The organism is Marinomonas arctica (genome assembly GCF_003259225.1).
GTDB lineage: Bacteria > Pseudomonadota > Gammaproteobacteria > Pseudomonadales > Marinomonadaceae > Marinomonas > Marinomonas arctica.
In genome coordinates this window covers 155,361-178,810 of sequence record NZ_QHJF01000009.1, presented here as the reverse complement: position 1 = coordinate 178,810, position 23,450 = coordinate 155,361, and the positions used below count along the sequence as shown (strand labels likewise).

At 42.9% G+C, this 23,450-nt stretch carries 20 protein-coding genes; 12 read left to right on the top strand and 8 right to left on the bottom strand.

Annotated elements, in window-relative coordinates:
* Window positions 1-35: 35 nt before the first annotated feature.
* Complete coding sequence (locus tag DK187_RS06935) at window positions 36-3,056, top strand: insulinase family protein (protein WP_223232344.1); 3,021 nt, start codon at window positions 36-38, stop codon at window positions 3,054-3,056.
* On the opposite strand, the gene DK187_RS06930 is transcribed toward DK187_RS06935, so the two are convergent.
* Together DK187_RS06930 and fabV are read right to left on the bottom strand one after the other, a co-directional pair.
* Window positions 3,042-3,620: a hypothetical protein gene (locus DK187_RS06930; RefSeq protein ID WP_111606605.1), complete on the bottom strand. Its 579-nt coding sequence runs from the start codon at window positions 3,618-3,620 to the stop codon at window positions 3,042-3,044. The two genes, DK187_RS06935 and DK187_RS06930, sit on opposite strands and share 15 nt — an antisense overlap.
* 102 nt (window positions 3,621-3,722) lie before the next feature.
* Window positions 3,723-4,925 (bottom strand): enoyl-ACP reductase FabV, encoded by a 1,203-nt coding sequence (fabV, locus tag DK187_RS06925; protein ID WP_111606604.1) that lies wholly within the window; start codon window positions 4,923-4,925, stop codon window positions 3,723-3,725.
* Window positions 4,926-5,089: 164 nt separating this feature from the next.
* Between fabV and DK187_RS06920 the strand changes: the two genes are divergently transcribed.
* Window positions 5,090-6,319: a glycosyltransferase gene (locus tag DK187_RS06920; RefSeq protein ID WP_204355592.1), complete on the top strand. Its 1,230-nt coding sequence runs from the start codon at window positions 5,090-5,092 to the stop codon at window positions 6,317-6,319.
* A gap of 21 nt (window positions 6,320-6,340) precedes the next feature.
* Here DK187_RS06920 and DK187_RS06915 read toward each other — a convergent pair whose 3' ends face one another.
* The 4 genes from DK187_RS06915 to DK187_RS06900 form a co-directional block, all read right to left on the bottom strand.
* Entirely contained in the window at window positions 6,341-6,535 is a 195-nt protein-coding gene (locus DK187_RS06915; protein ID WP_111606602.1) for a DUF1289 domain-containing protein, read from the bottom strand.
* A gap of 60 nt (window positions 6,536-6,595) precedes the next feature.
* Window positions 6,596-7,312: a YebC/PmpR family DNA-binding transcriptional regulator gene (locus tag DK187_RS06910; RefSeq protein WP_111606601.1), complete on the bottom strand. Its 717-nt coding sequence runs from the start codon at window positions 7,310-7,312 to the stop codon at window positions 6,596-6,598.
* A gap of 179 nt (window positions 7,313-7,491) precedes the next feature.
* On the bottom strand, window positions 7,492-8,658 hold the full coding sequence (locus tag DK187_RS06905) for an aminotransferase-like domain-containing protein (protein ID WP_111606600.1): 1,167 nt from the start codon (window positions 8,656-8,658) through the stop codon (window positions 7,492-7,494).
* A gap of 112 nt (window positions 8,659-8,770) precedes the next feature.
* A complete protein-coding gene (locus DK187_RS06900) occupies window positions 8,771-9,673 on the bottom strand; it encodes an acyltransferase (RefSeq protein WP_111606656.1) in 903 nt (300 codons plus the stop codon).
* Between the two features lie 231 nt (window positions 9,674-9,904).
* Here DK187_RS06900 and DK187_RS06895 point away from each other — a divergent pair, with 231 nt between their 5' ends.
* The 10 genes from DK187_RS06895 (at window position 9,905) to DK187_RS06855 (ending at window position 20,845) form a co-directional block, all read left to right on the top strand.
* Complete coding sequence (locus tag DK187_RS06895) at window positions 9,905-11,311, top strand: ATP-binding protein (RefSeq protein ID WP_111606599.1); 1,407 nt, start codon at window positions 9,905-9,907, stop codon at window positions 11,309-11,311.
* Window positions 11,312-11,342: 31 nt separating this feature from the next.
* On the top strand, window positions 11,343-12,020 hold the full coding sequence (locus DK187_RS06890) for a response regulator (protein WP_111606598.1): 678 nt from the start codon (window positions 11,343-11,345) through the stop codon (window positions 12,018-12,020).
* A gap of 16 nt (window positions 12,021-12,036) precedes the next feature.
* Complete coding sequence (locus tag DK187_RS06885; protein WP_111606597.1) at window positions 12,037-12,993, top strand: AEC family transporter; 957 nt, start codon at window positions 12,037-12,039, stop codon at window positions 12,991-12,993.
* Between the two features lie 82 nt (window positions 12,994-13,075).
* Window positions 13,076-14,785 carry a PAS domain S-box protein gene (locus DK187_RS06880; RefSeq protein WP_223232343.1) on the top strand — a complete coding sequence of 570 codons (1,710 nt, stop codon included), beginning with the start codon at window positions 13,076-13,078 and terminating at the stop codon, window positions 14,783-14,785.
* Window positions 14,786-14,815: 30 nt separating this feature from the next.
* The gene (locus tag DK187_RS21380; protein ID WP_223232342.1) at window positions 14,816-15,154 is read left to right on the top strand and encodes a sensor histidine kinase; all 339 of its coding nucleotides are present in this window, start codon (window positions 14,816-14,818) and stop codon (window positions 15,152-15,154) included.
* A gap of 1 nt (window position 15,155) precedes the next feature.
* Window positions 15,156-16,529, top strand: a complete 1,374-nt coding sequence (locus tag DK187_RS06875; protein WP_111606596.1) for a sigma-54-dependent transcriptional regulator — start codon at window positions 15,156-15,158, stop codon at window positions 16,527-16,529.
* A gap of 162 nt (window positions 16,530-16,691) precedes the next feature.
* Window positions 16,692-17,579: a helix-turn-helix domain-containing protein gene (locus DK187_RS06870; protein WP_111606595.1), complete on the top strand. Its 888-nt coding sequence runs from the start codon at window positions 16,692-16,694 to the stop codon at window positions 17,577-17,579.
* A 13-nt stretch (window positions 17,580-17,592) separates the two neighbouring features.
* Window positions 17,593-18,129, top strand: coding sequence for a flavodoxin (locus DK187_RS06865; protein WP_111606594.1), 537 nt, complete (start codon window positions 17,593-17,595; stop codon window positions 18,127-18,129).
* 242 nt (window positions 18,130-18,371) lie between these two features.
* Complete coding sequence (locus DK187_RS06860; RefSeq protein ID WP_111606655.1) at window positions 18,372-18,686, top strand: DUF3301 domain-containing protein; 315 nt, start codon at window positions 18,372-18,374, stop codon at window positions 18,684-18,686.
* 269 nt (window positions 18,687-18,955) lie between these two features.
* Window positions 18,956-20,845 (top strand): methyl-accepting chemotaxis protein, encoded by a 1,890-nt coding sequence (locus DK187_RS06855; protein ID WP_111606593.1) that lies wholly within the window; start codon window positions 18,956-18,958, stop codon window positions 20,843-20,845.
* A 103-nt stretch (window positions 20,846-20,948) separates the two neighbouring features.
* Here DK187_RS06855 and gltX read toward each other — a convergent pair whose 3' ends face one another.
* Window positions 20,949-22,430, bottom strand: a complete 1,482-nt coding sequence (gene gltX, locus DK187_RS06850; RefSeq protein WP_111606592.1) for a glutamate--tRNA ligase — start codon at window positions 22,428-22,430, stop codon at window positions 20,949-20,951.
* Window positions 22,431-22,532: 102 nt separating this feature from the next.
* Window positions 22,533-23,324 (bottom strand): flap endonuclease Xni, encoded by a 792-nt coding sequence (gene xni / locus DK187_RS06845; protein WP_111606591.1) that lies wholly within the window; start codon window positions 23,322-23,324, stop codon window positions 22,533-22,535.
* Window positions 23,325-23,450 lie beyond the last annotated feature (126 nt).

The window sequence follows — 23,450 nt, the reverse complement described above, 5'->3', positions numbered from 1 at the left end:
TTGCATCTCATCACAGGCTTAAGTAATCTGAAGCCATGATAAACACTATTAGTAAAATCATCCCCTATTTGTTTGCAATCACTCTCGCACTTGCCTGTCTTTCGATTCAAGCAAGCGATTCTATCTCAACAGAAACCCACCTTCAGCCAACTATAAGCAACGCCATCATGACAAGCACCACACTAGCCCGTACAACACAAATCAGCAACGAAATAAACAGAGCAAAAGGCGATGATCTCTCCACTCCTCCAACGGGCATGAACATGCTAGAGATCCCCAATAAAAGCCTAACAGACAAAAATGACTATCGCCTTATAACGCTGCCTAATCACCTCAAAGTATTACTGGTCAACGACCCTCAAGCAGAGCGCTTCTCAGCCTCGTTAGCCGTCAATGTTGGCAGCTTTCAGGACCCAGACAAACAACAAGGTTTGGCACACTTTTTAGAACACATGCTGTTTCTTGGCACCGAAAAATACCCAGAACCGGGCGACTACCAATCCTACGTAAACCATCACGGTGGCTCAAATAACGCCTACACCAGCACAGACACTACAAACTATTATTTCGACATTAAACCTTTAGCATACGAAGGAGCACTGGATAGATTTGCACAGTTTTTCACCGCCCCCCTGTTTAGCGAATCTTTAACACAAAGAGAGAAAAACGCTGTTGACTCTGAGTATAAAGCAAAACTGAAAGATGAAAGTCGCCGTAACAATCAAGCCTTTAAAACATTACTCAATCCCGAACACCCGTACAGCCGATTTACCGTTGGCAACCTTGAAACACTAAAAGATAGACCCGAGAACCCCCTAAGAAAGCAACTCCTAGCACTCTATAACGAGCATTATTTCAGTGAAAATATGGCCCTTGTACTCGTTACCAATCTATCCCATCAAGACATGGCCACCCTCGCTAAGCAATATTTTTCTGATATCCCCAACAAACAGACACCAACAAAACAACATTACCCAACACTAATTAAAGCAAACCAACCACAGCTACAATTTATTGAATCCCTAATAGACAGCAACACACTGTCTTTTCAATACCAAATTGACGCCCAAGAAAATCATTACAAAACCCGACCCACTCGCTACTTATCGTATATTTTAGGCAACGAAAATGAGGGTTCTCTGTACGCCTCACTCAAAGCAGATGGACTGATCAACAGCCTCTCTGCGGGCGTTAGTCCAGACTATGGAAACAATGCTTTTTTCACCGTTACGGCACACCTAACAAACAGCGGATTAACAAATATAGATACGGTCGCGAAACGCATTTTCGCCACAATAGGCCTATTACAATCAACGCCAATCAACCCCATGTATCAATTAGAAGGGGTGCAACTTAGCCAACTTATGTACAACAATCAAAACTACACCGCCCCGCAAAACCTTGCCCGCACACTCTCAGCAAAACTGCTTAAAATTCCGGCTGCTGATATACTAAGCAGCTTTCGTATCGAAAAAGCCGCCGACAATCAACAGGTTCGTCAACTCCTAAAACAACTCGATACAAAGCATCTATTAGTGCAAGTTGCTACCAACAAAACCTTCCCTGAACACTGGGCAAAACAAAAACCAACATGGCAGACTGAACCTTGGTACCAAAGCACCTATAGCAACAATGAGTTCAGTCCTGCATTTTTGGATCTCATCAATCTATCTGTAAAAAATACCCATGTTAGCCTTCCAGAAAAAAATCGCTTCATTCCAGAACACCTAGGCCTAATCACCGAAAAAGACTTCACACCAAAGATTGTCTTTGATCAGCAAGACTTCACCTTCTGGCACAAATCCGACCCAAGCTTTGGCAAACCTACAGCAATGAATTTTATTGCAATACGTTTTAACCATGCAGCCGACTCCCCCCAAAATGCCCTACTAAATCAACTATGGAGCCGACTCTATAACGACAGCATAAGCGAATTAACCTATTCACCCTATATCGCTGGATTAGGCTACCAATTTTACCCACATGCCAACGGCATCACGTTACGCACAAGCGGCTACTCAGATAAGCAAAACACCTATACCACTTGGCTAATAGACCAAGCGTTTTTATTCCGTCCAAGCGCCGAACGCTTTGCTCAAATAAAAACCCAATTAGCCAAAGACTTTGCCAATCAAAAAAGTAGACAGGCCTACACTAATGCCTATAGCGCCCTTAGCACTCTCATTACAAAAGACAGCTTCACCATAGAGCAGCTAGAAAACGCCCTGACACCACTGTCATTTGAAGACTTACAACAGTATATAAAAGCGGCTCGCGCAAACTTTGATCTGGTTGGCTACAGCACCGGCAACGTCACCAAAGAGCAAACTCAGGCCCTCGCTCACTCCTTGCATCAGCGCTTTATTGGACGACTGATCCCCAAAAAACCAATCGAAATACAAACCAAACCCATCCCAGCAAATCAAAAAATGCATTATTCATTTGCATCAACTAGCAGCGACAATGTGATGCTGTATACCTTGATAGACACAAGCCCAGAAACATCGAGCAAGGCCATCACTGAAAAAGCGTACTTCGCCATGCTAAGAAAGCTCATCAACAGCCGATTTTACCAAGAGCTTAGAACCCAAAAACAACTGGGCTACATCGTTGGAACACAAGATCTAAGCGTTCGAAACACCCCTATTCTAGGGCTACTGGTACAATCACCAAACCAAGACATGGCAACCGTCATCAGTGCCATTGAAGACTTTTTAAAAGAAGAGGAAAAACGACTTCTCGCCTTAACCAAGGATGAATTTGACAACACAAAAATTGCACTGCTAGACGAACTCAATATGACCGCCAAAAACCTAAGCGACAACGCCTTAGAAGAATGGCATCAAATAGCCAAACCTATTCCTGATTTTCACACCAAGAAAGAATGGATAGAGAATGTCCAAGCCATAGACAAAACAGACTTCATTGACTTTTTAGAAAACAAACTGCGATCAGAGAGTATCAGCAACATCATCATTCACAACAAAGCCTTTCCAGCCGAATTAACGTCACAAGGCTGGATAGAAACCTCTCCGGATAAATTAACCACCGATTAACTGCTCAAGCCTCTCTTTATCCGTAGCGGGTGCACTTTTTGCCCCATTAGGCTGATCTGACCCTCCAGACGGAACTGACCCGCTAGATTGGCCAGAAGAGACACCTTTACCGATAGGAGAGAAATCACCAACATTGGGGGCAGAGCCATCTACAGGCTCTTTTTTAGGTTCAACTTGGTCACCAAAAATCCCAATTTCAGGCATCATCCGAAGACGCTTCTCTTGAATCTCTTCGGGAATATTGCCAGTAAACAAAACCGTAAAAGGCGCCTCTTCGGTTCGCTTATTTACTTCATCGTAAATAGCTTGCTCGCGATCAGCGATCGCGTTTTCTTCCAAATAAGACAATCCCTGACCATCCGCCGTTATGACAATATTTGGCCCCAAACCATCTCTTACCTTTTCTGCCGGAATAACGGCCACTTCGTCTTTTGAGCTCACGACAACTTGATGTTGAGTGCGGATTACCTGATTACCATAAATAATATCCACTGGTTGACGCTCAATTGTCTGAGCATTCGCAAACATAGAAACAGCACAGAACAACACCATTGAATATCTCATATACACTCCAAAGCCTAACCCCCTTCACTATAGGAGATAACAAGCCATAAAAAAAGGAGCTTAAAGCTCCTTTTAGTCTTTACTATCTAAAACTCACAACACTTAAAGTGTAACAACATCAAAGTCAACTTCTGGATTGACATCGGCATCATAATCAACGCCATTCAAGCCAAAACCAAACAACTTCAAAAACTCGTCTTTGTAAAGTTGGTAATCGGTTTCGGCAAACAGATTAGCGTCATTTACCTGCGGCCAAAGATCACGACACGCTTGCTGAACATCTTCACGTAATTCCCAATCATCCAGACGAAGACGGTTTTTATCATCGGTCAATTCTGCTGGATTGTGGTTGTTGTACAAACGCTCTGAGAACATGCGATAAATCTGATCCATACAGCCTTCATGAAGGCCTTTTTCACGCATCACCTTGAACACCATCGCCAAGTACAAAGGCATAACAGGAATAGCGGAAGACGCTTGCGTCACCACTGACTTCAATACCGCCACATTCGCGCCACCACCAATCTTAGCCAATTGAGCATCGATAGCCGCAGAAGCACGATCTAAATCTTCTTTTGCCTTGCCAAGCGCACCATGCCAGTAAATCGGCCAAGTAATATCAGAACCAATGTAAGAGTAAGCCACTGTGCGAGCCCCTTGCGCCAACACGCCCGCTTCTTGCAAAGCCGACATCCAAAGCTCCCAATCTTGACCACCCATTACCGTCGTTGTTGCAGCAATCTCTTCTTCAGTGGCTGGCTCAATTTCCGCTTCGATGATCACATCTTTGTTCGTATCAATCGCAGTAGAGCGGTATGGCTGACCAATAGGTTTAAGAACAGAACGGATAACTTCGCCTGTCTCAGGCATTTTGCGAACCGGAGAAGCCAAAGAGTAAACCACCATATCCACTTGACCAAGATCTTGTTTAATCAAGTCAATCACGGTATCACGCGCTTCATTTGAGAAAGCATCGCCATTAATGCTTTTAGCGTACAAGCCTTCTTCTTTCGCCACTTTATCGAATGCTGCAGAGTTGTACCAACCCGCTGTCCCCGGCTTTTTATCTGTGCCTGGTTTTTCAAAGAAAACGCCAATGGTTGCCGCACCAGAACCAAATGCCGCTGCGATACGAGAAGACAAGCCATAACCACTTGATGCACCGATTACGAGTACTTTTTTAGGGCCATTTTCAATCGCCCCTTTGCTTTTAGTAAAAGCAATTTGATCTCTTACATTTTGCTCACAACCTACTGGGTGTGTTGTTGTACAAATAAATCCGCGAATCTTTGGTTTTATGATCATAATATCTTCTCAACGTCATGTTTTGCTTACGTCTTGCCTGACTATCCCGTCAAATGAGGTAGGCAAGACAAATCTGTGGGTCATGATACAATAGCCAGATGAATATGTCCTGATTCTCGTTAAAATACAGAACCAAAAGCTCACAGAGGCCAAGAAAAATCACCGTGCACCTACTTATCATCGGCTACGTCTGGCCTGAACCCAACTCTTCTGCCGCAGGCAGTAGAATGCTGCAACTACTGCAGTGCTTTTATAAACAGCAATGGCAAATATCCTTTGCGAGCCCTGCCCAGCAAACCGAGCACATGACAGACCTCTCCAAATTAGGCATAAAAGCCGAACACATTGAGCTCAACAATGCCTCATTTGACGCCTACATTGCAGACAAAAAAGCAGACATTGTAATATTTGACCGCTTTATGATGGAGGAGCAATTTGGCTGGCGAGTAGAAAAGTTTAGCCCAGACTCATTACGCGTACTAAACACGGAAGACCTTCACTCGTTACGGCAAGCCAGGCATGATGCGATTAAACAAAATAGGCCATTTGCGTCAGAAGACCTTTTCAGCGACCATGGTATTCGTGAAATAGCCGCTATCCACCGTTGCGACTTGACCTTGATGATTTCCGAAGTCGAGACAAAATTGTTAATCGATGAATTTCACGTACCAGACACTCACGTATTTCATCTGCCATTTATGCTGCCGAAGCCACAAGACATCGATTCTTTACCCTGCTTCGAAGAGCGCCAACACTTTATTAGCATTGGCAACTTTCGCCACGCCCCCAATTGGGATGCCGTTTTGCAGTTAAAAACGGAAATTTGGCCAAAGATTCGCAAACGTCTGCCAAAAGCAGAAATGCATATTTACGGCGCTTACCCTCCGCCCAAAGCCACGCAGTTACACAACACAAAAGAAGGTTTTTTAGTAAAAGGTTGGGCCGAAGATGCTCAGACCGTCATGAAACAAGCCAAACTTTGCTTAGCCCCATTACGTTTTGGCGCTGGGATTAAGGGGAAATTAGTCGAAGCCATGCAAATGGGCACACCAAGCATTACCACAACGATTGGCGCCGAGTCGATGCACGGGGGATTGCCTTGGAATGGTGTCATCACCGATGACATGGAGACCTTTGTCGATGCCGCCGTCTCACTCTATCAAGACAAAGAAAGCTGGCTACTGATGCAACAAAATGGCAATAGAATCCTACAAGCTCGCTATCAAGCAGAAGAATGGGAACCGACATTAATCAATCGATTGAAACTGCAATTTCAGCTAAAGGAAAGCTTGAGAAAGAAACACTTCTTGGGATTAATGCTGCGACACCATAGCCTTAAAAGCACACAATATATGTCGCAATGGATAGAACTCAAAAACAAAAATGAAAAATAAGAAGGCTAATTCCGAAAGGCGCTAATCAGAGACAAAATGACTCTTAGCTTCCCGCTCGCGCACTTTTTTCATCACCGCCTGCTGGGAGGCTTTATTCAGGCTTCCCCATTGACTGATTTCCTTGCCGGTTCGATAACAACCAACACAGACATCTTCATCATTCAAAAGACACACATTCACACAAGGGGATTTAAGCTGAGGCTTAGGCTTGGTCATTTTTTACCAACATACAAAAAGATAAAAGGCCTTGGAGAAACTTCACCAAGGCCTTTGATGCTAATATTCAGCGTTATGATAAACGCGCTGAACATCGTCCAAGTCGTTCAAAAGATCCAAGAAGCGATCAAACTGCTCAACTTCTTCACCTTGAATTTCTGTTGTATTTTGCGCGACGAACTGAATTTCATCGACCTCAAATTCGATATCGCCAAACGCATCGGTCAACGCCGTTTTTGCTTTACTGTAATCAGTATGAGGGGCAAAAACTGTCACTTTGCCGTCTTCTAGCTCAATGTCCGTCACATCCACATCAGCTAACATTAAGGCTTCTAAAACAGCCTCTTCATCTTTACCCGCAAAAACAAAAATGGCGCTATGGTCAAACATATGACTCACACTGCCTTGGCTGCCAATTTTGCACTTCACTTTGTTAAAGCACGTGCGCACGTCACCAAAAGTACGGTTTGGGTTATCAGACAAGCAATCCACGATAACCATAGTATTACCAGGACCAAAACCTTCATAGCGAGCCGTGTCGAAATCTTCGCCACCACCACCTTTCGCCTTATCAATCGCTTTGTCGATAACGTGAGTTGGCACCTGATCTTTTTTCGCACGGTCGATCAGTGAACGCAACGCCAAATTACCATTAGGATCAATACCACCGGATTTTGCACATACATAAATCTCACGGCCGTACTTACTGTAAACCTTGGCTTTTTGGTCAGACGTTTTTGCCATGGACTCTTTGCGGTTTTGAAAGGCTCTGCCCATTACATATTCCTATTTTATAAAGTCTTAAAAGTAAGATTCTAACGTGTCGCCCAAAAAGAAGGAACTGCTAGCCAAGCATAAATACAATAAAAAGCCAGCCCAGCCCTCACAAAATTGCACCAAAGCAAAAAACTGAATCGATATTGACATACAGCCCACAGTACTCAAGTGTCCAATAACTAGGCTAGCTGTCGAATAACTTTTGCGAGCACCTTAATCGCTTTAAGGATCTGAGTTGGTGAAACACGTGCAAAACTCAATCTTAGAAACGCATCTTCAAGTGAACTCTCACAGGGGAAAAATGGCGTTCCAGGAAGCACCAACACCTTATCCTTTAATGCTTCAGTTAGTACTAATTGCGATGAAACACCTTCGGGTAGTTTCACCCAAAAGAACATACCACCAGCGGGAAGCGAAAACTCAATGAGATCTCCAAGCTCTACATTCAATGCGTCAGCCATCACATCACGTTTTTCCTTATAAGCTTTTTGGAGCTTAGTAACATGATCTGGATACTGTCCAGACTTGAAAAAATGGGTAATCATGTTCTGAGCAAGACGGTTGGTATGAAGATCCACCGCTTGCTTTACTTTCACCAAGTACGGAGAAAATGCGTCGCAGGAAACAATATAGCCAGTTCGCAACCCCGGCCACAAAACCTTAGAAAAACTTCCCATGTACAACCAAGGCGCTTGTTTTATCAAAGTTGAAATAGGCGTAAGGTCGACACTGTCATAACAAAGGTCACGATACGGATCATCTTCAATAAGCAATATATTTTGCTCGTCAAGCAAAGCAGCTATCTCGCGTCGACGCAGCAAACTATAACAATGCCCTGCTGGATTCTGAAAATTAGGAATCAAATAAACTGCTTTCGGACGATATTTTTCAATTGCATCGCGCAAAGCTGAAACAGACATACCTTCTGCATCCGACAAGACATCTTGAACCTTTGCTCCCTGCAATTTAAATACCTGACAAGCAGCAAGATATGTTGGCTGCTCGGTTAAAATGGTCGAACTGTCATCTAAAATTAAACGACTAACAATATCCAAACCTTGCTGCGAACCGTTGGTTACCAACACATTATCAGTAAATGTCTCAATGCCTCGATCCGCCACAATCGACACAATACATTCGCGCAGGTCTTTTTCGCCTTCGCTCGGTCCATATTGTCGACTGTCGGTTAGTGGCTTCAATTCTGGATAAGCTGGCATCAAGCTTTCATCTGGCAAACCACCAGCCAAAGATAGAACGTCTGGCTGTTGACTATAATGCAGCAACTCACGGACCAAAGAAGCCTCCATGTTTCGTGAGTGTGGAGTCAATAAATGAGAAATGTCCATATCAAACGCCTCGATAAATTAAGAGTAAGAAACAGGGTCAGACATTTCAATAAAATAGAAAAGATACAATTCTCAGTTGATTGAAGGATACAGAAGAAAAATATGTTATTTATTACTTAGGAGCTTTCGCTTCATCTTGCATTAGACGCTCAAACTGTTGATCTTTTTGCTGCCAAAGATCATTAACCCACTGCTGAAAATATGACCGATATTCTGCATCATTTTGATAATCACCCAGCAAAGCACTCTCAATCGGCATAATTCTGACGTGTACCCTTATTAAGGACACCTTGCCACAAAGGTAATCAAAAAAGCTCGGAATGCCATTGGGATAAACAATGGTCACATCAATCAACTTATGCAGTTTTCCATCCATAGCGTTTAAGGCAAAGGACAAACCTCCCGCCTTGGGCATAAGAAGATGTTTATACTGATTGGATTGCTGACTGTGCTTATCAGCCGTTATGCGTGTCCCTTCTAAAAAATTCATGATTGATACCGGAAAATGTTGGAATTTTTGACACGCTTTTTTTGTTACTTCAATGTCTTTCCCTTTCAAGTCAGGCCGCTTTTTTAGCAATTCAGGATGGTAGCGCTTCATAAACGGAAATTCTAATGCCCACCAGGCTAAGCCAATAAAAGGTACCCAAATCAGTTCACGCTTCAAAAAAAACTTAAGAAAAGGAATACGACGATTAAAAAGGCGCTGTAAAACAAGAATGTCCACCCAAGATTGGTGATTCGCCGTTACCATATACCAATCATTCAACACAAACTCATTGACCCCAGACACATCAATAACCGAACGACCAAGGTAACGCTGGTTAATATTATTTACCCCTATCCAGAACGTGGCAATGTTATCCAACACCCTATTTAACAACGCGCGTGCGGATGCCAATGGCAAAACACATTTCAGCAGGGCCAGAAACATAACTGGCACAAAACAAACCAGAGTGTTTAAAACAATCAACGCAAACGAAACCGACCCTTTGAACACGGTAAAAACAGCCATAAATAGACCTAAAAATACAAAATTGACGCATAATACTAAAGGAAGCGCTTGATTGGAAATCCTCATTATTTACACTCCAAGCAAGTAGCCAGCTTTCATTCAAAAACTGTATAGTAAACAGACGAGTAGAATTGCTCACAAATCTACTTTGGGTGAGCAATTGTTTATCGATTTTTTTCATTCCCTGTCTGCGACACCTCAACAGGACACAATAGGATTTCAGCCCCAGCCATGACCATTACCAAAGGGTTAAAGATTCGTCATAAACTATTCGCTGTATTTGTTTTGAGTAATATTTTGCTTATTGTTTCCATGTGGCAAGTCTTTCAATGGAGCTTTGACAGAGGATTTGTATCCTATGCAACAGAACGCGACCGTGACTTTTTAGAACAAATGGCCAACAGAACGGCCAACCTATACATCTATTACGATGATTGGTATTTTCTGGTTCAAGAAAGCCGCATGGAAAGCGAATGGCATCAAGCCAAGCTGGACAATTTACGCGATCTTATACCACCACCTAGCACACCGAATTTGGATTTGATTTATCCATCACAATACTATCGTCAGCGTTTCCTGCTCTATGATAGCCAACAAAAGCCTATCATTGGCAAGGTGCGTTTCACCGATGCTGAAACGCATGCCGTAAAAGTAAATAAAAAAATAGTGGGCTATGTTGGACTACGCTCTATTAGAGAGCTTGTACAAGATCAAACACTACGATTCGTGCGTCAACAAGGTGAAGCATTTTTACTGATCTCTGCGTTTATGCTCGCTATTGCGGCCCTACTTACTTGGCCTTTGGCGCAATGGTTAAGTCGTCCTATTACGTCTATGCAACAAGCGACAAAAAAATTGGCCGCAGGAAAATTTGAAACGCGAATTGCGGTAAAAGGCTCTGATGAGCTGGCAAAGCTAAGTTGTGACTTTAATAACTTGGCTTGCACTCTTGAGCATACCCGCGAAGCCCGTAAGCGCTGGGTAGCTGATACGGCCCACGAACTAAGAACCCCAGTGGCGATTCTTCGTGGTGAAATAGAAGCGATGCAGGATGGCATTATAAAAGTCACACCGGAAAGTCTTGCTTCATTGCAACAAGAAACACTTCACATCGCGCGCCTAATTGATGACTTAAACCAGTTATCCATGCATGATATGGGGAATTTAAGTTACCAAATGGAAGACACGTCGTTAAATGAGATTATTGAACAAACCGTTCAATCTATGACGTTACCCTTTAATGAGGCAGGTTTAGAATTAGCGTTTGAATATTCGCAAAAAAGCCCTATTGTTATGAATGGTGATTCGGACCGATTGCATCAGCTTTTTGCGAATTTGATGAATAACTCATTAAAATACACCAACGCACCAGGGAAGCTTACTATTAAGCTATCCAAAAAGAATAAAAAAGCCATTATCCTTTTTGAAGATACCGCTCCAGGCGTTGATGATAATGATAAAGACAAGATTTTTGAACAGTTTTTCCGTGTCGAAAACTCCAGAAACAGAGCAACAGGAGGCAGAGGTTTGGGCCTTGCTATTTGCTCTAATATTGTCGATGGGCATCAGGGTACGATCAGTGCTTATCACTCCCCAGACGGTGGCTTAGGAATAAGAATAGAATTCCCTTTAAACTAGTCCCTTAAAATGAATAGGAACGAATAAGATTATGAGCAAAGTACTGATTATTGAAGATGAACCAAAACTAGCGGAATTAATGGCAGCCTATTTAGATCAAGCGGGTTACGAGCACCATCATCTTGATCGTGGAGACATCGCCGTTAATTACATCAAAAACAACCAAGTTGATATTATTTTGTTGGATTTGATGCTTCCTGGCTTGGACGGCGTAGAAATATGCAAACAAGTTCGTCAATTTAGCGGTGTTCCTATCATTATGGTGACCGCAAAAGCGGAAGAAATCGATCGTTTAATTGGCTTAGAAATGGGCGCCGACGACTATGTATGCAAACCTTTCAGCCCACGTGAAATCGTAGCGCGTGTCAAAGCCAACTTGCGTCGCGTTGAATTGGATCAAGCTGAATCACCCAGAACAGATGGCTTTGATCTAGACGTTGATCGTCTACGCGCAACCTACAAAGGTGATTTGATCGACTTAACGACCGTTGAATTCCAGCTACTTCAGCTACTGATCAAAGAACCTGGCCGTGTATTTGGTCGAGATCTGATAATGAAGAGTATTTATGCCGACAGTCGTGTCGTCAGCGACCGCACTATTGATAGCCATATCAAAAAACTGCGTAAAAAAATCTCTGCCGTGGCACCTGAATTAAATGTTATTCACTCTGTTTACGGCGCAGGCTACCGCTTCGAAAACAACGATTAATATTTTTTCGTAAGGAATGGCGTTGAACAACTTTTTAGACGTACTGGTATTTTCCTTCTCCATTACTATGCCAATATTCTTAATATTGGCATTAGGGGTCGTCCTTTACCGAGTAAGAATTATTAATGATAATTTCATTGATATTGCCTCTAAGCTGGTGTTCAACGTCACCCTTCCTGCACTGCTTTTTATTAGCATATCGAAGACAGATTTAACCCGTAACACCGATTTTTCTTTAGTGCTCTACGCGATGATTGCGGTTACCGTCACCTATATTGCACTCGAGCTCCTACTGCCTATCTGGTTTTCAAACAAAGCCGAACGTGCTGTTTTAGTACAAGGTGCTTTTCGCTCTAACATGGGCATCATCGGTTTAGCGTATTGCGTAAACGCTTATGGTAATGACGTTTTTGCTGTCGCATCTGTCTATCTAGGCGGTGTCACCATACTGTTTAATATTTTGTCCGTGATTGGCTTAAGTCGCGCTTTGGGCGCCAATGCCAACCTAATTAGCATTTTAAAGGGAATCGCCAAAAACCCGCTCATCATTGCCATTTCAGCGGCTTTTATTACCTCTTTCACCGGCCTTTCTCTGCCGTCTACACTATATAAAGCAGGGGATTATTTCGCACAAATGACGCTACCATTAGCACTACTTTGCGCGGGCGCTTCTTTGAGCTTCAGTTCCTTAAAAAATGGTATGCTAGGAGCCATTGTTGCTTCCGTTGGTAAGCTTATCTTTATCCCTTTTGCGCTAACACTTGGCGGCTATTTGCTCGGTTATCGAGGCGTGGAACTTGGCGTACTTTTTTTAATGTCATCCGCCCCGACGGCGTCTGCCAGTTACATCATGGTTCGCGCAATGAAGGGGAACTCAGTACTGGCTGCAAACATCATTGTTATTACCACCATCGCATCCTTGCTAACCACCAGCATCGGGGTGACTTTATTACGTACCTTTAATCTCATCTGATTGACTAAGTGCGTTACAAAGCCATGGCTTTACTATTATTATGTGAAAAACAACAACGATAATAAAAGCCTGCGAGATTTTTTTGATTTCACAATTCCGTAAACATCGTCTATTTTTCCTATCAACTGGCTGCACCATACTGACGGCTTTATTTTTTGCTGTTAACAGCATTGCTTATCAAGCACTGATTATCGACAAACACTCGGAGGGACAAGATCAACTGCTCAGTTATGTTATTGAACTGCGCAATGAATTAAAAAATTATCATATACTGCCTTACGCATTAGCAGACAACCCTACCCTGCTGAACTTTATGAACAATCCAGACGACAACAAGCTAACGCAGCTATTGCAGCGTCAACTGGAAGATTTGACCCACGTATCTAAGACCCAAGATTGGTTTATTCTCTCGGCTCAAGGCGACCTGCTTGTTTCAAGTGAACAATCTCCCAACTTTGAGTTAGACGACTATTTCAGCAAACAAAATCTAAGCAATGTACTAAAAGAACAACAAGGTGAATACATGCTGATCTCTGGCTACAATCCTGTGCAGTCCAAATCAGCCCACCTTGTACTGGCACCTGTATATACTTCAGCAGGATTGGCGGGGGCTGTCGCCGTTCGAATTAATGTCAGCAACTTAATAGAACGCTGGAATCTTTTAGAGGATCTTGTGGTGATGACAGACCAAAACAGCCTGCTGTTTTTAGCCAGTAAATTAAACGGCCTGTTAGTCAGCAACTGGTTAGACAACCACACAGACATTGAATTTCTCAACAATACTCGTTCTAAAATTTATCACCTAAAAGACGAAAACTACCTGTTACAAAATGTCACTCTAGACGACCTTAAATGGCAAATTCACTATCTGTCTAATTTGAAAGGCATTCAAAAAAAAGCACAAAATATTGCCTTTATCAGCTTGGGGATATTTGCCTTACTGTTTCTCTTCTGGCTCTACCGTCGTGAACGAGCCTTAAAAATTGCCTCGAAACGAGAAAACGAAATACTGATAGCGAACAGTGCCCAGCAACAGCGTGTGCTCATTGAAAACACGCATGTAGGATTGCTGCAACTGACGAAATACGGTGAAATTTCCTTTGTTAATCCAATGGGAATACGCTATTTCGGCCAAAGAGCACAACTCAATACGCATTATCTCTATGAATTTTTGCCTGACTGTCCAGAAAACCAAACCGCTTTGTCTTTTATAAAATCGTTACAAATGCAGACACTAGACAATGCTCAAACACGCAATTTACTTGAACAAGAAGTCGTCTTACAAAAAGACAATGGTCAAGTTTTCCCTGCCCTGCTATCGGTCTCCTCTTTAAAGTGGAGCGGTTCACAAGGCTATCTCGTCACGCTACTCGACATCAGCAAGCGTAAAAAAGCAGAGCTGAATTTATTAGAAGCGAATACTCGCTTAGAAGAACGAGTATTGGAAAGAACCCAAGCCCTAGAGGTCGCGCAAAAAGAACTGTTAAGAACCGAAAAGCTGGCCGCCATCGGACAGATGTCAACGGCCATTGCCCATGAACTCAATCAGCCTCTCACCGGAATCAGGACATTGGCTTACACCGCCGAGCTTTTATTAAAACGCCAAGATGCGGAGCAAGCGCTAAAAACACTCATTGACTTAGAATCCTTGGTAGTCAGAATGCAAAAGCTTACCAGTGAATTAAAAGTGCTGGCCTACCGCAGACCAGAACAACTGACGTCAACATCCATCAAGCATTCTGTACATAAGGCAATAGAGAGCCTTGGCGAAGATGCACAAGACATAGAGTAGCAAATAACACTCAGTGATATGGACAAAGTGATGGCCGAACCCACTCGGCTCGAAAGAATCTTTTCAAACCTGATTAGCAACTCAGTACAAGCCTGCACTGAGCATAAAATCCTTCCTAAAATTCGCATCGCTATTCAGGCGCAACACGACACAATAACCATTTGCTATCAAGACAATGGACCAGGCATCGAAAAAAGCAAATTGACTCATATTTTTGAGCCTTTTTTCACCACTAAACCTATTGGCAAAGGCTTGGGGCTTGGGCTTGCTATCAGCGCAAATTTAGCAAAAGATATGAACGGGACACTAACCGCGAACTATAACGGAGACTCGCAGCTGGTCTTCCACTTAACACTGTTAAAGGCCTAATATGGAAAACCGTAATACTGACCAACAGGTTGAAATCTGGTTACTTGACGATGACGACATCGTTCGCTCAACCACCGCACAATGGCTGCGCTTATCCGATTATGTCGTAAAAGAATTTCACCACGCTCAGGAGCTCATTAACACATTCAGTATCGGCTTACCCTGCATCATTGTCAGTGACATTCGCATGGCACCTATTGATGGCTTAACACTCATGGCGGACTGTCTGACAAAAGAGCCAGAGATCCCGTTTATCCTGATAACAGGCCATGGCGATGTAGACACTGCCGTTAATGCTCTGCGTGATGGGGCTTTTGACTTCCTCGAAAAACCGTTTGACCCCAATCGACTACTCAAAACCGTCGAAAAAGCCATTCAGCTCAGAAAAGTTCAACGCCAACGTGCCAATCAATCTCAGTATCTAGGGGATTTACACGGCCTAGAGGAAACCATCATCGGACAAAATGAACAGATCATTCGGGTCAGACAGCAAATTCGAACCTTTGCCAGTATGGACACCCATGTGATCGTGTATGGTAAAACAGGCTGTGGCAAAGAGTTGGTGGCAAAAGCGCTGCATGATTGCAGCCCAAGAAGCAGCCATCCCTTTGTCGCCATCAACTGCGCAGCCATTCCGGCGGATTTATTTGAAAGTGAACTGTTCGGCCATGAAGCAGGCGCATTTACCAGCGCCAACAAACAACGTATCGGCAAACTTGAGCACGCCAGTGGTGGCACCTTATTTCTGGATGAAATAGAAAGCATGCCACTCGCCATGCAAATAAAATTATTGCGTGTTCTACAAGAAAACCAATTAGAGCGAATTGGCAGCAATAACACCATTCACATTGATTTGCGTGTCGTTGCAGCCGCTAAAAACGACTTACAAACTTTGGCGGATTTTCGACAAGACTTATTTTTTCGCTTAAACGTCTCACAAATACATTTGCCCGATTTACGCCACCGAGGATCGGATATTCCACTACTATTCGAGCATTTTTGCCGTATAGCGGTCAAAGAGCGCGGCAAAGACTTTAAGCAACTCAGCCCAATAGACCACGAGACACTTACCCTTTATGGTTGGCCTGGCAATGTACGCGAATTAAGAAACGTCGCACTGCGTTATGCACTAGAACCGAATACCAGCGTGGCAAAAATATTAGCAGGCTATCAAGCACAAGACGACATCGACACCATCACCCCGCTGCCACTTAGTGTAAAAGTTCAAGAATTCGAACGCAGCCTAATTGAAGCAAGCATACGACAGCAAAAAGGCAATATTCAGTTAGTCTTAGAACAACTTCAACTGCCGCGCCGTACTTTAAACCAAAAAATGCAGAAGTACGGCCTTAACCGAGCAGACTATTTAGACTAATCTTTACTGTCTCCGCACTGAATTAACACCTTCTCACCACAAGGCATCAGAGAAAAATATCAAAAAAGTGATTCTCATATAAAATATTTAATGAGAATCACTTGCATTGAATGGCAAAAAACTCTTTAATGATAACCATTATCAGATTAGAGGCGACATACGATGCAAATAAGCATGCGCGATGTGTATGACAATACCGGAAGAATCAAAGAGGCAGTCGCACCATGGCTATCCGGTCATAAGCAACTGCTTGCCCTTCTCCCAAACCTGTACTGGTTAAACCAACATTTAAGTAGCAATACGGATCTATCCATACAGGAAGAAGCACCATCAGGTTTGTATTTTTCTTTTTTAGGAAACGGGCCAATCAAATCGGCACAAGACATACACTCTGTGCAAATTGCTTACCAGCCGAAAAATATTAGCGGTCATTTTTTTGTCGCGAAGGACGAACAATACAGCCTTTTACAAGCCCGTATCAGTCCTGCACATTTGGCGGCAATCTTGGGTGAAACAGAAGATCAAATCATTCAGCATTTTGTGACCATGCGAGACAAACTTGGTAACGACAATGCCGTCATTCAGCTACCCGTGACCGAAAAAACACTGAATGCTCTTGAGCCTATCCTCGCTCATAAGGGGCATTCAATAAGTCTTGCAGGGCATCTATATTCACTCATATTCACGCTCATTGAACAATTACAAATACTCAGTCATCTATCGCAATGTGAAGACTGCCAGAGAAAACTGTTTCATGCGCAAAATCTCATAGAAACGCCGCAACACGACGCACTGAATATTCAACATCTAGCCCAACAAGTTGGACTCAACATAGAAGCCTTGGCCATTGGTTTCAATCTCATTGTTGGACAATCTATTGAGAGCTATTGCACTCGCAGTCGTATTAAATCGGCTGCCGCTAAACTCAGGCAAGACCCTGCGGCAAAACCCTCTATTGTTGCGCAAAGCGGTTTTTCCGAAGACCAATTTGAAGCGGCATTCATACAACACTTTGGTGTCAGTAGTCACCAATACGGACAAATCCATTAGTAATAGGAAAACCATGGCGAATTCATCCATAGCCCTTATTTACGGCACAGACACAAATAACACCGAAGAAGTTGGCCATAAAATAGCCAAACAATGGGAAGAGCTTGGCGAACAAGTTGATTTATTTAACATTAAAGACATAGAGCTGGGCCAACTTGAACAATATTCTATGCTTATTCTGGGCATACCGACTTGGGACTTCGGTGGCATTCAGTCCGATTGGGAAGATATTGGAGACGACCTAGCCAATTTGACGTTAGAGGATACTGTTATTGCCTTGTATGGATTAGGTGATCAGTTTGGTTACGGCGACTATTTTGTCGACGCCATGGGATGGTTATACGAAAAACTACTGCCAACAGGCGCAACCTTTATTGGTCAGTGGTCAACAGAAGGCTATGAATTTGAGGCTTCCAGAGCTTGTGTTCATAACAAAGAACATTTCATCGGGCTAGCAATCGATGAAGATCAACAGTTTGAACTTACTGATCAACGTATTGAACAGTGGGTTATTCAACTTTACGCAGAAAGAGCAGTAGAAGCCGCATAAATTATCACCTGACTGGCCATTGGACTTAAGTAAACGACTCAAATTTGGTTCCCACACATTCGCTGCCCCGAATGCCCAAATTTAACTTATTTTCAATGCGATAATTATGGGACTTGCTCAATATTGCGTGAAGAACGTGGCTACCTCTCCTTTCTCTCCTGCTTGGAGGTAGCCACGTATTTCTTTTCTTAACCACAATTCGTTATGATGCTATCACTTTGATTGATTTAGCATTGGCACCTATGAACCTACAACTTTCTGATATTGTTATTATCCTTATGCTTGCCGCCGGCGTTTACTCATGGTGGCGTAATACGTCCATTCGAGAACAAGCATTGATTAGCGCAAAAAAACACTGTGAATCGTTAAACTTGCAATTGCTCGACGACAGTGTAGCCGGAGCGGAATGGCGACCCATATGGTCTCAAGGTCAAATTAAAATAAGAAGGAGCTACAAATTTGAATTCAGCTCCAGTGGCATAGCACGTTACCAAGGGAAGGTGACCTACCTTGGAAATCAACAGCTAGACATTTGGCTCAGCCCTCATGATTTTTAGAAAAAACAGACCAAGCGAAGTAAAAACAGTCCAATAATACCTTTCTTAACAAAGCCTAACTTGCAGATCTATCAATTCGCTGCAATGATATAGATAAGTGCCATATTTTTGTGTCATTTAATTGCAAATAAGACCATAGTAGAAATAGAATGCTTACGTAAATATTTGTAACGCTTTAGTTAGGCTAGGTCATAAAAAAATAAATGCTTACTGATTCGTGACCGAATGCCTATCGGTTCAATTTATAATAAAAAAATGCAGGATATAATATGTTGGCAAATCTTAGTTTTCGTACCAAGTTACTCTCTTTGCTCATCGCAGCTATTCTTGGATTCGTTGTTGTAACTGCTGTTGCTTTACAAGGATTGAATGTCCAAGAAACCTCTTCTGCAAAATTTGAGCGCCTCACAAAAGTAGACAAAGACCTATCCTCTCTTATCATTACCTTAATGGATGAATATGAGTCTTTATCAGGTATTGATAACAGTACCTATGCCGCCTTTCTTGAGCAGCTTAACACCAACAATGAAAACTTCATGGCGACTCTCAGTGAAGACACAGAGCTTCTGAAAGAAGACCCTGAAGCGCAAAAGAATTTAAGCAATATCACAGAGTCTTTAACCAACTACAATGCCGCGTTAAAGCTGCTCGTTAATCAAAGACAAAAAGTGGGTTTTAACGGTTCTTCAGGCCTAAAAGGTGAAATTTCTCAGTTAGGCGAAAAAGTCACCGAAGAGATCTCTTTTCTTAGTCTAGTAAAGCAAGAGTTTCTGCCTGTACGAGAAGCAGAAAAGAATTTTATTTTTGAACCCGTTCCTGATAACAAAGCGGCCTTTATGGATCGCTACGACAAATTCTATAAGCGCGTTACCAATTTTGGTTTAGAAGAGCGCTTTGGTGAGGTCATTAATCAGTACTTCTCCGCTGTCGAAAACTTCGATAAAGAAAACCAGCAGCTTAGAAACTTACAATCACAGTTTATCGCAAGCAAAGAGAACTTTAGCCAGGCTCGCTTAGCCGCTGTAGATTACATGCAAAATGCGGTAATAGAAGCCCGCCAACAAGCCTCTGCCAGCTCTCAACAAGCCAGCATTAGTTTAATTATTGTGAGTATTGTGGTGGCTATTATTGCTGCACTTATGATGATGGGCATAGGCAGCAGTGTTAACAAAACACTTAACCAGATCATTAAAGACCTTGGTAAAGTGAAAAGTGGTGATTTAACCGCTCGCTTACATGTAAACAATAAGCGTAATGATGAATTCGATTCGCTGTGTAGCTCAGTAAACGAAATGACCAATGGGCTTGGCTCTGTTATTGGCGAGGTGGTCAGCACAACCCAGGGCGTAAATAACATGGTTTCAGAGCTAAACATCTCTGTTAGCAACATCGCACAAAGCAACCGCTCCGTCAGTGAACAAACCAACTCACTCGCGGCTGCAACAGAAGAAATTTCCACCACAATTTCAAGTATTTCTAGCACCACAGAAGACCTAAGCAGCCAATCACAGAACACTTACGAATCGGCAAAAGTAGGCGCTGAAACCATTAAAGGGGCACTATCCAACCTCTCTAGTACGATCAATGTGGTCAATAAAACCAGTGAGCAATTAAACGAACTTGGTCAATTGTCAAAAGACATTGATAATGTAATAGGAATGATCAACGACTTAGCAAACCAAACTAACCTTCTTGCACTGAACGCAGCGATTGAAGCAGCACGAGCAGGTGAAGCTGGTCGTGGCTTCTCTGTAGTCGCAGATGAAGTACGCTCTCTTGCAGAAAAAACCGTTGATGCGACAGCGAAAATAACAGATATCGTCAGCACGATTCAATCGTCAACACAAACGGCTATTGAAACCATGCACAGTGGTCAAGAAAGCTTGCATTCAATTGAAGAGTTTAGTGAAAAAGCCGAATTGGCTATCCGCGAAATTGAGCGAAATGCTCAGACAAGCTCAGCGTCTTCCATTGATATGGCGCGCTCCATTCAAGAAGTGGCCAAGACAGCTGTTCACATGAGCGAAGAAATGGACAAAATTGCCCAACAACTCCAACGAGACAATAGCTATATCATTAGCATTGAAGGCAATACCCGTGATATTCACAACCAAGTAAGCAGTTTAGATAAGAAAACCAGCGTGTTTACCACTCGCTAATTTAATAAGCAAAAGCAACTTATAAAAAAACCGGCTCATAGAGCCGGTTTTTTTGTTAAGCGTTTGCTTAATTATGAACGCTTAGCGCAGAAACGCTGATCTTTTATAGATCAGCGAATTCTTTTTCCCAACGCTTAGCTTCTTTTTTAGAAGGCCCGCCTAATACATTTACCGCGGTACGCATACGAGCTCGAGAAATATCCGACCCTAGAATCGCCATCGAATCAAACACAGATACCGACGCTGTGGTACCAGAAATCGCCACAAACAACGGAGCAAAGAAGTCTTTCGGCTTAATCTCCATCGCTTGCGCTAAAGTTTTCATCTCATTAAATATGTCGTCTTTTTCCCATTTGCTCAATGCTTCCAAACGCCATAAAGCAAATTGCATAGCCTTACGAAGCGTCTCTTCCTCCATCTTGATGGAGGCAAAGTTTTCTTTAGTAATGGGCAACAAGCCTTTTAAGAAAAAGCCAGCCACATCCGCTACATCAGAAAACGTTTCAACGCGCGGTATTACCAAAGGTAAAATCTTCATCAAGTATTGAGGATTAAGTGCCCATTCAACGTATTTCTGTGCAAAACTTTCTGGGGTTAAGTTTTCACGAATCCACATACCATTTAACCAGCTCAGTTTTTCAACATCAAAAACGGGACCGCCCAAAGAAACACGTTGAATATCAAAATGCTCAACCATTTCATCTAATGTGAACTTTTCACGCTCGTCAGGCATGGACCAGCCCATACGACCAAGATAATTGATCACCGCTTCCGCCATGTATCCCATGCGCTGATAATATAAGATACTGGTTGGGTTTTTACGTTTTGATAACTTGGATTTATCTGGATTACGCAACAAAGGCATATGACATAACGTTGGCATGTCCCAACCAAAGTATTGGTACAACAAAATATGCTTAGGTGCCGAGTTAATCCATTCTTCGCCACGAATAACATGGGTGATTTTCATCAGGTGATCATCTACCACGTTAGCCAAATGGTAAGTCGGCATACCATCCGCTTTTAGTAGCACCTGCATATCCACTTGCGCCCAATCAATTTCGATTTCGCCGCGAAGCATATCTTGTACAACACAAGTCCCCTCTTCAGGTACTTTCATGCGAATCACATAAGGCACACCCGCATCTAGTTTTGCTTGCACTTCTTCAGGCGTTAGTGCCAAAGCACGACCGTCGTATTTTTGCGGCAAGCCTTGCTCTTTTTGCTCAATGCGCATTTGATCCAATTCTTCTGTTGTTTCAAATGCATAAAAGGCATGCCCTTTATCAATCAATTCTTGAGCATACTGACCGTAAATATGGCCACGCTCACTCTGACGGTAAGGACCATATGGTCCACCGACATCTGGCCCTTCTGCCCAATCAAGACCCAACCAACGCAACGCATCCAAAATCATTTTTTCAGATTCTGGTGTACTACGCGTCTGGTCCGTATCTTCAATACGTAAAATAAACTTACCGCCCATTTTACGGGCAAAGGCCATATTAAACAGTGCAATATAAGCGGTCCCAACATGTGGGTCACCCGTTGGTGATGGCGCAATACGTGTTCTTACCTCTGACATAAAACTCTCATTTATCCGTTGCCTGAAATGCCGTTATTATAAGCCTCTCGCCACTCATGGGTAAGAGGCTCAAGTCAACTTTTGTGTTTAGATGTTTGATATTCACTCAACTTTACGTGGGTTATATCGGAGTTGTGAAAGGCGCACCCCAATATCCACATCGGTTTTTAAAGCAACCAGAGAGCGAGATTGCAGACATTGCTCGTAACCACCCGCTAGCAAAGATTGAATACGCTCTGAAAATGACGATACATTGGCGTAAATTTCTTCTATTGTCGGGAAAGCATTGATAATGGTTAATGCCGTTTTAGGTCCGATTCCTTTAACGCCGGGAATGCGATTTGTGGTATCGCCGACCAACGCCCAGTAATCCACTAATTGATGAGGCTCAACACCATATTTTCCTGGTACCCAAATTTTGTCATAACCTAACTTAGCAAAATAATCGTACTGCAGAATGCGTTCGTCGCCCAACAATTGAGTAAACCCTTTATCGGTTGACACAATGAACGACTTCACATTATTGCTCGCAGCCTTAGCAGCCAATGTGGCAATTAAATCATCCGCCTCCCAGCCATTCATTCTCAGACAGGGTAAGTGGTTAAAGCGAAAGACACGAGCAAAGTCAGGCAAAGACTCCAATAGATTATCATCCATAGGAACACGACCCAATTTGTATTCGGGGTACACTTGGTGACGCCACGTTTTGCCATTTGAATCAAACACAACCACAGCATAGGAGGGAGAGAACTGATTGGTTAATTTCGCCAACGCTTCAACCGCAATGCTTTGAGTACGCTCGACCCTTCGTGCTGAGTCTTGTTCGGACTCTAAGGCCGCATAAAGCCGTCGAATTAAATTCAAACCGTCAATTATGAGTAATTTTTTCTCCACTCTAAGCCCTTATTTTTACTACATTGCATTGCTGTTAAATTGTCTAGTTAGGATATCATGTAGCAAGACTCATCACGACCACTAGAGACTTTTATACTGCTTTACAGTACAAGGTTTCAGCGAACA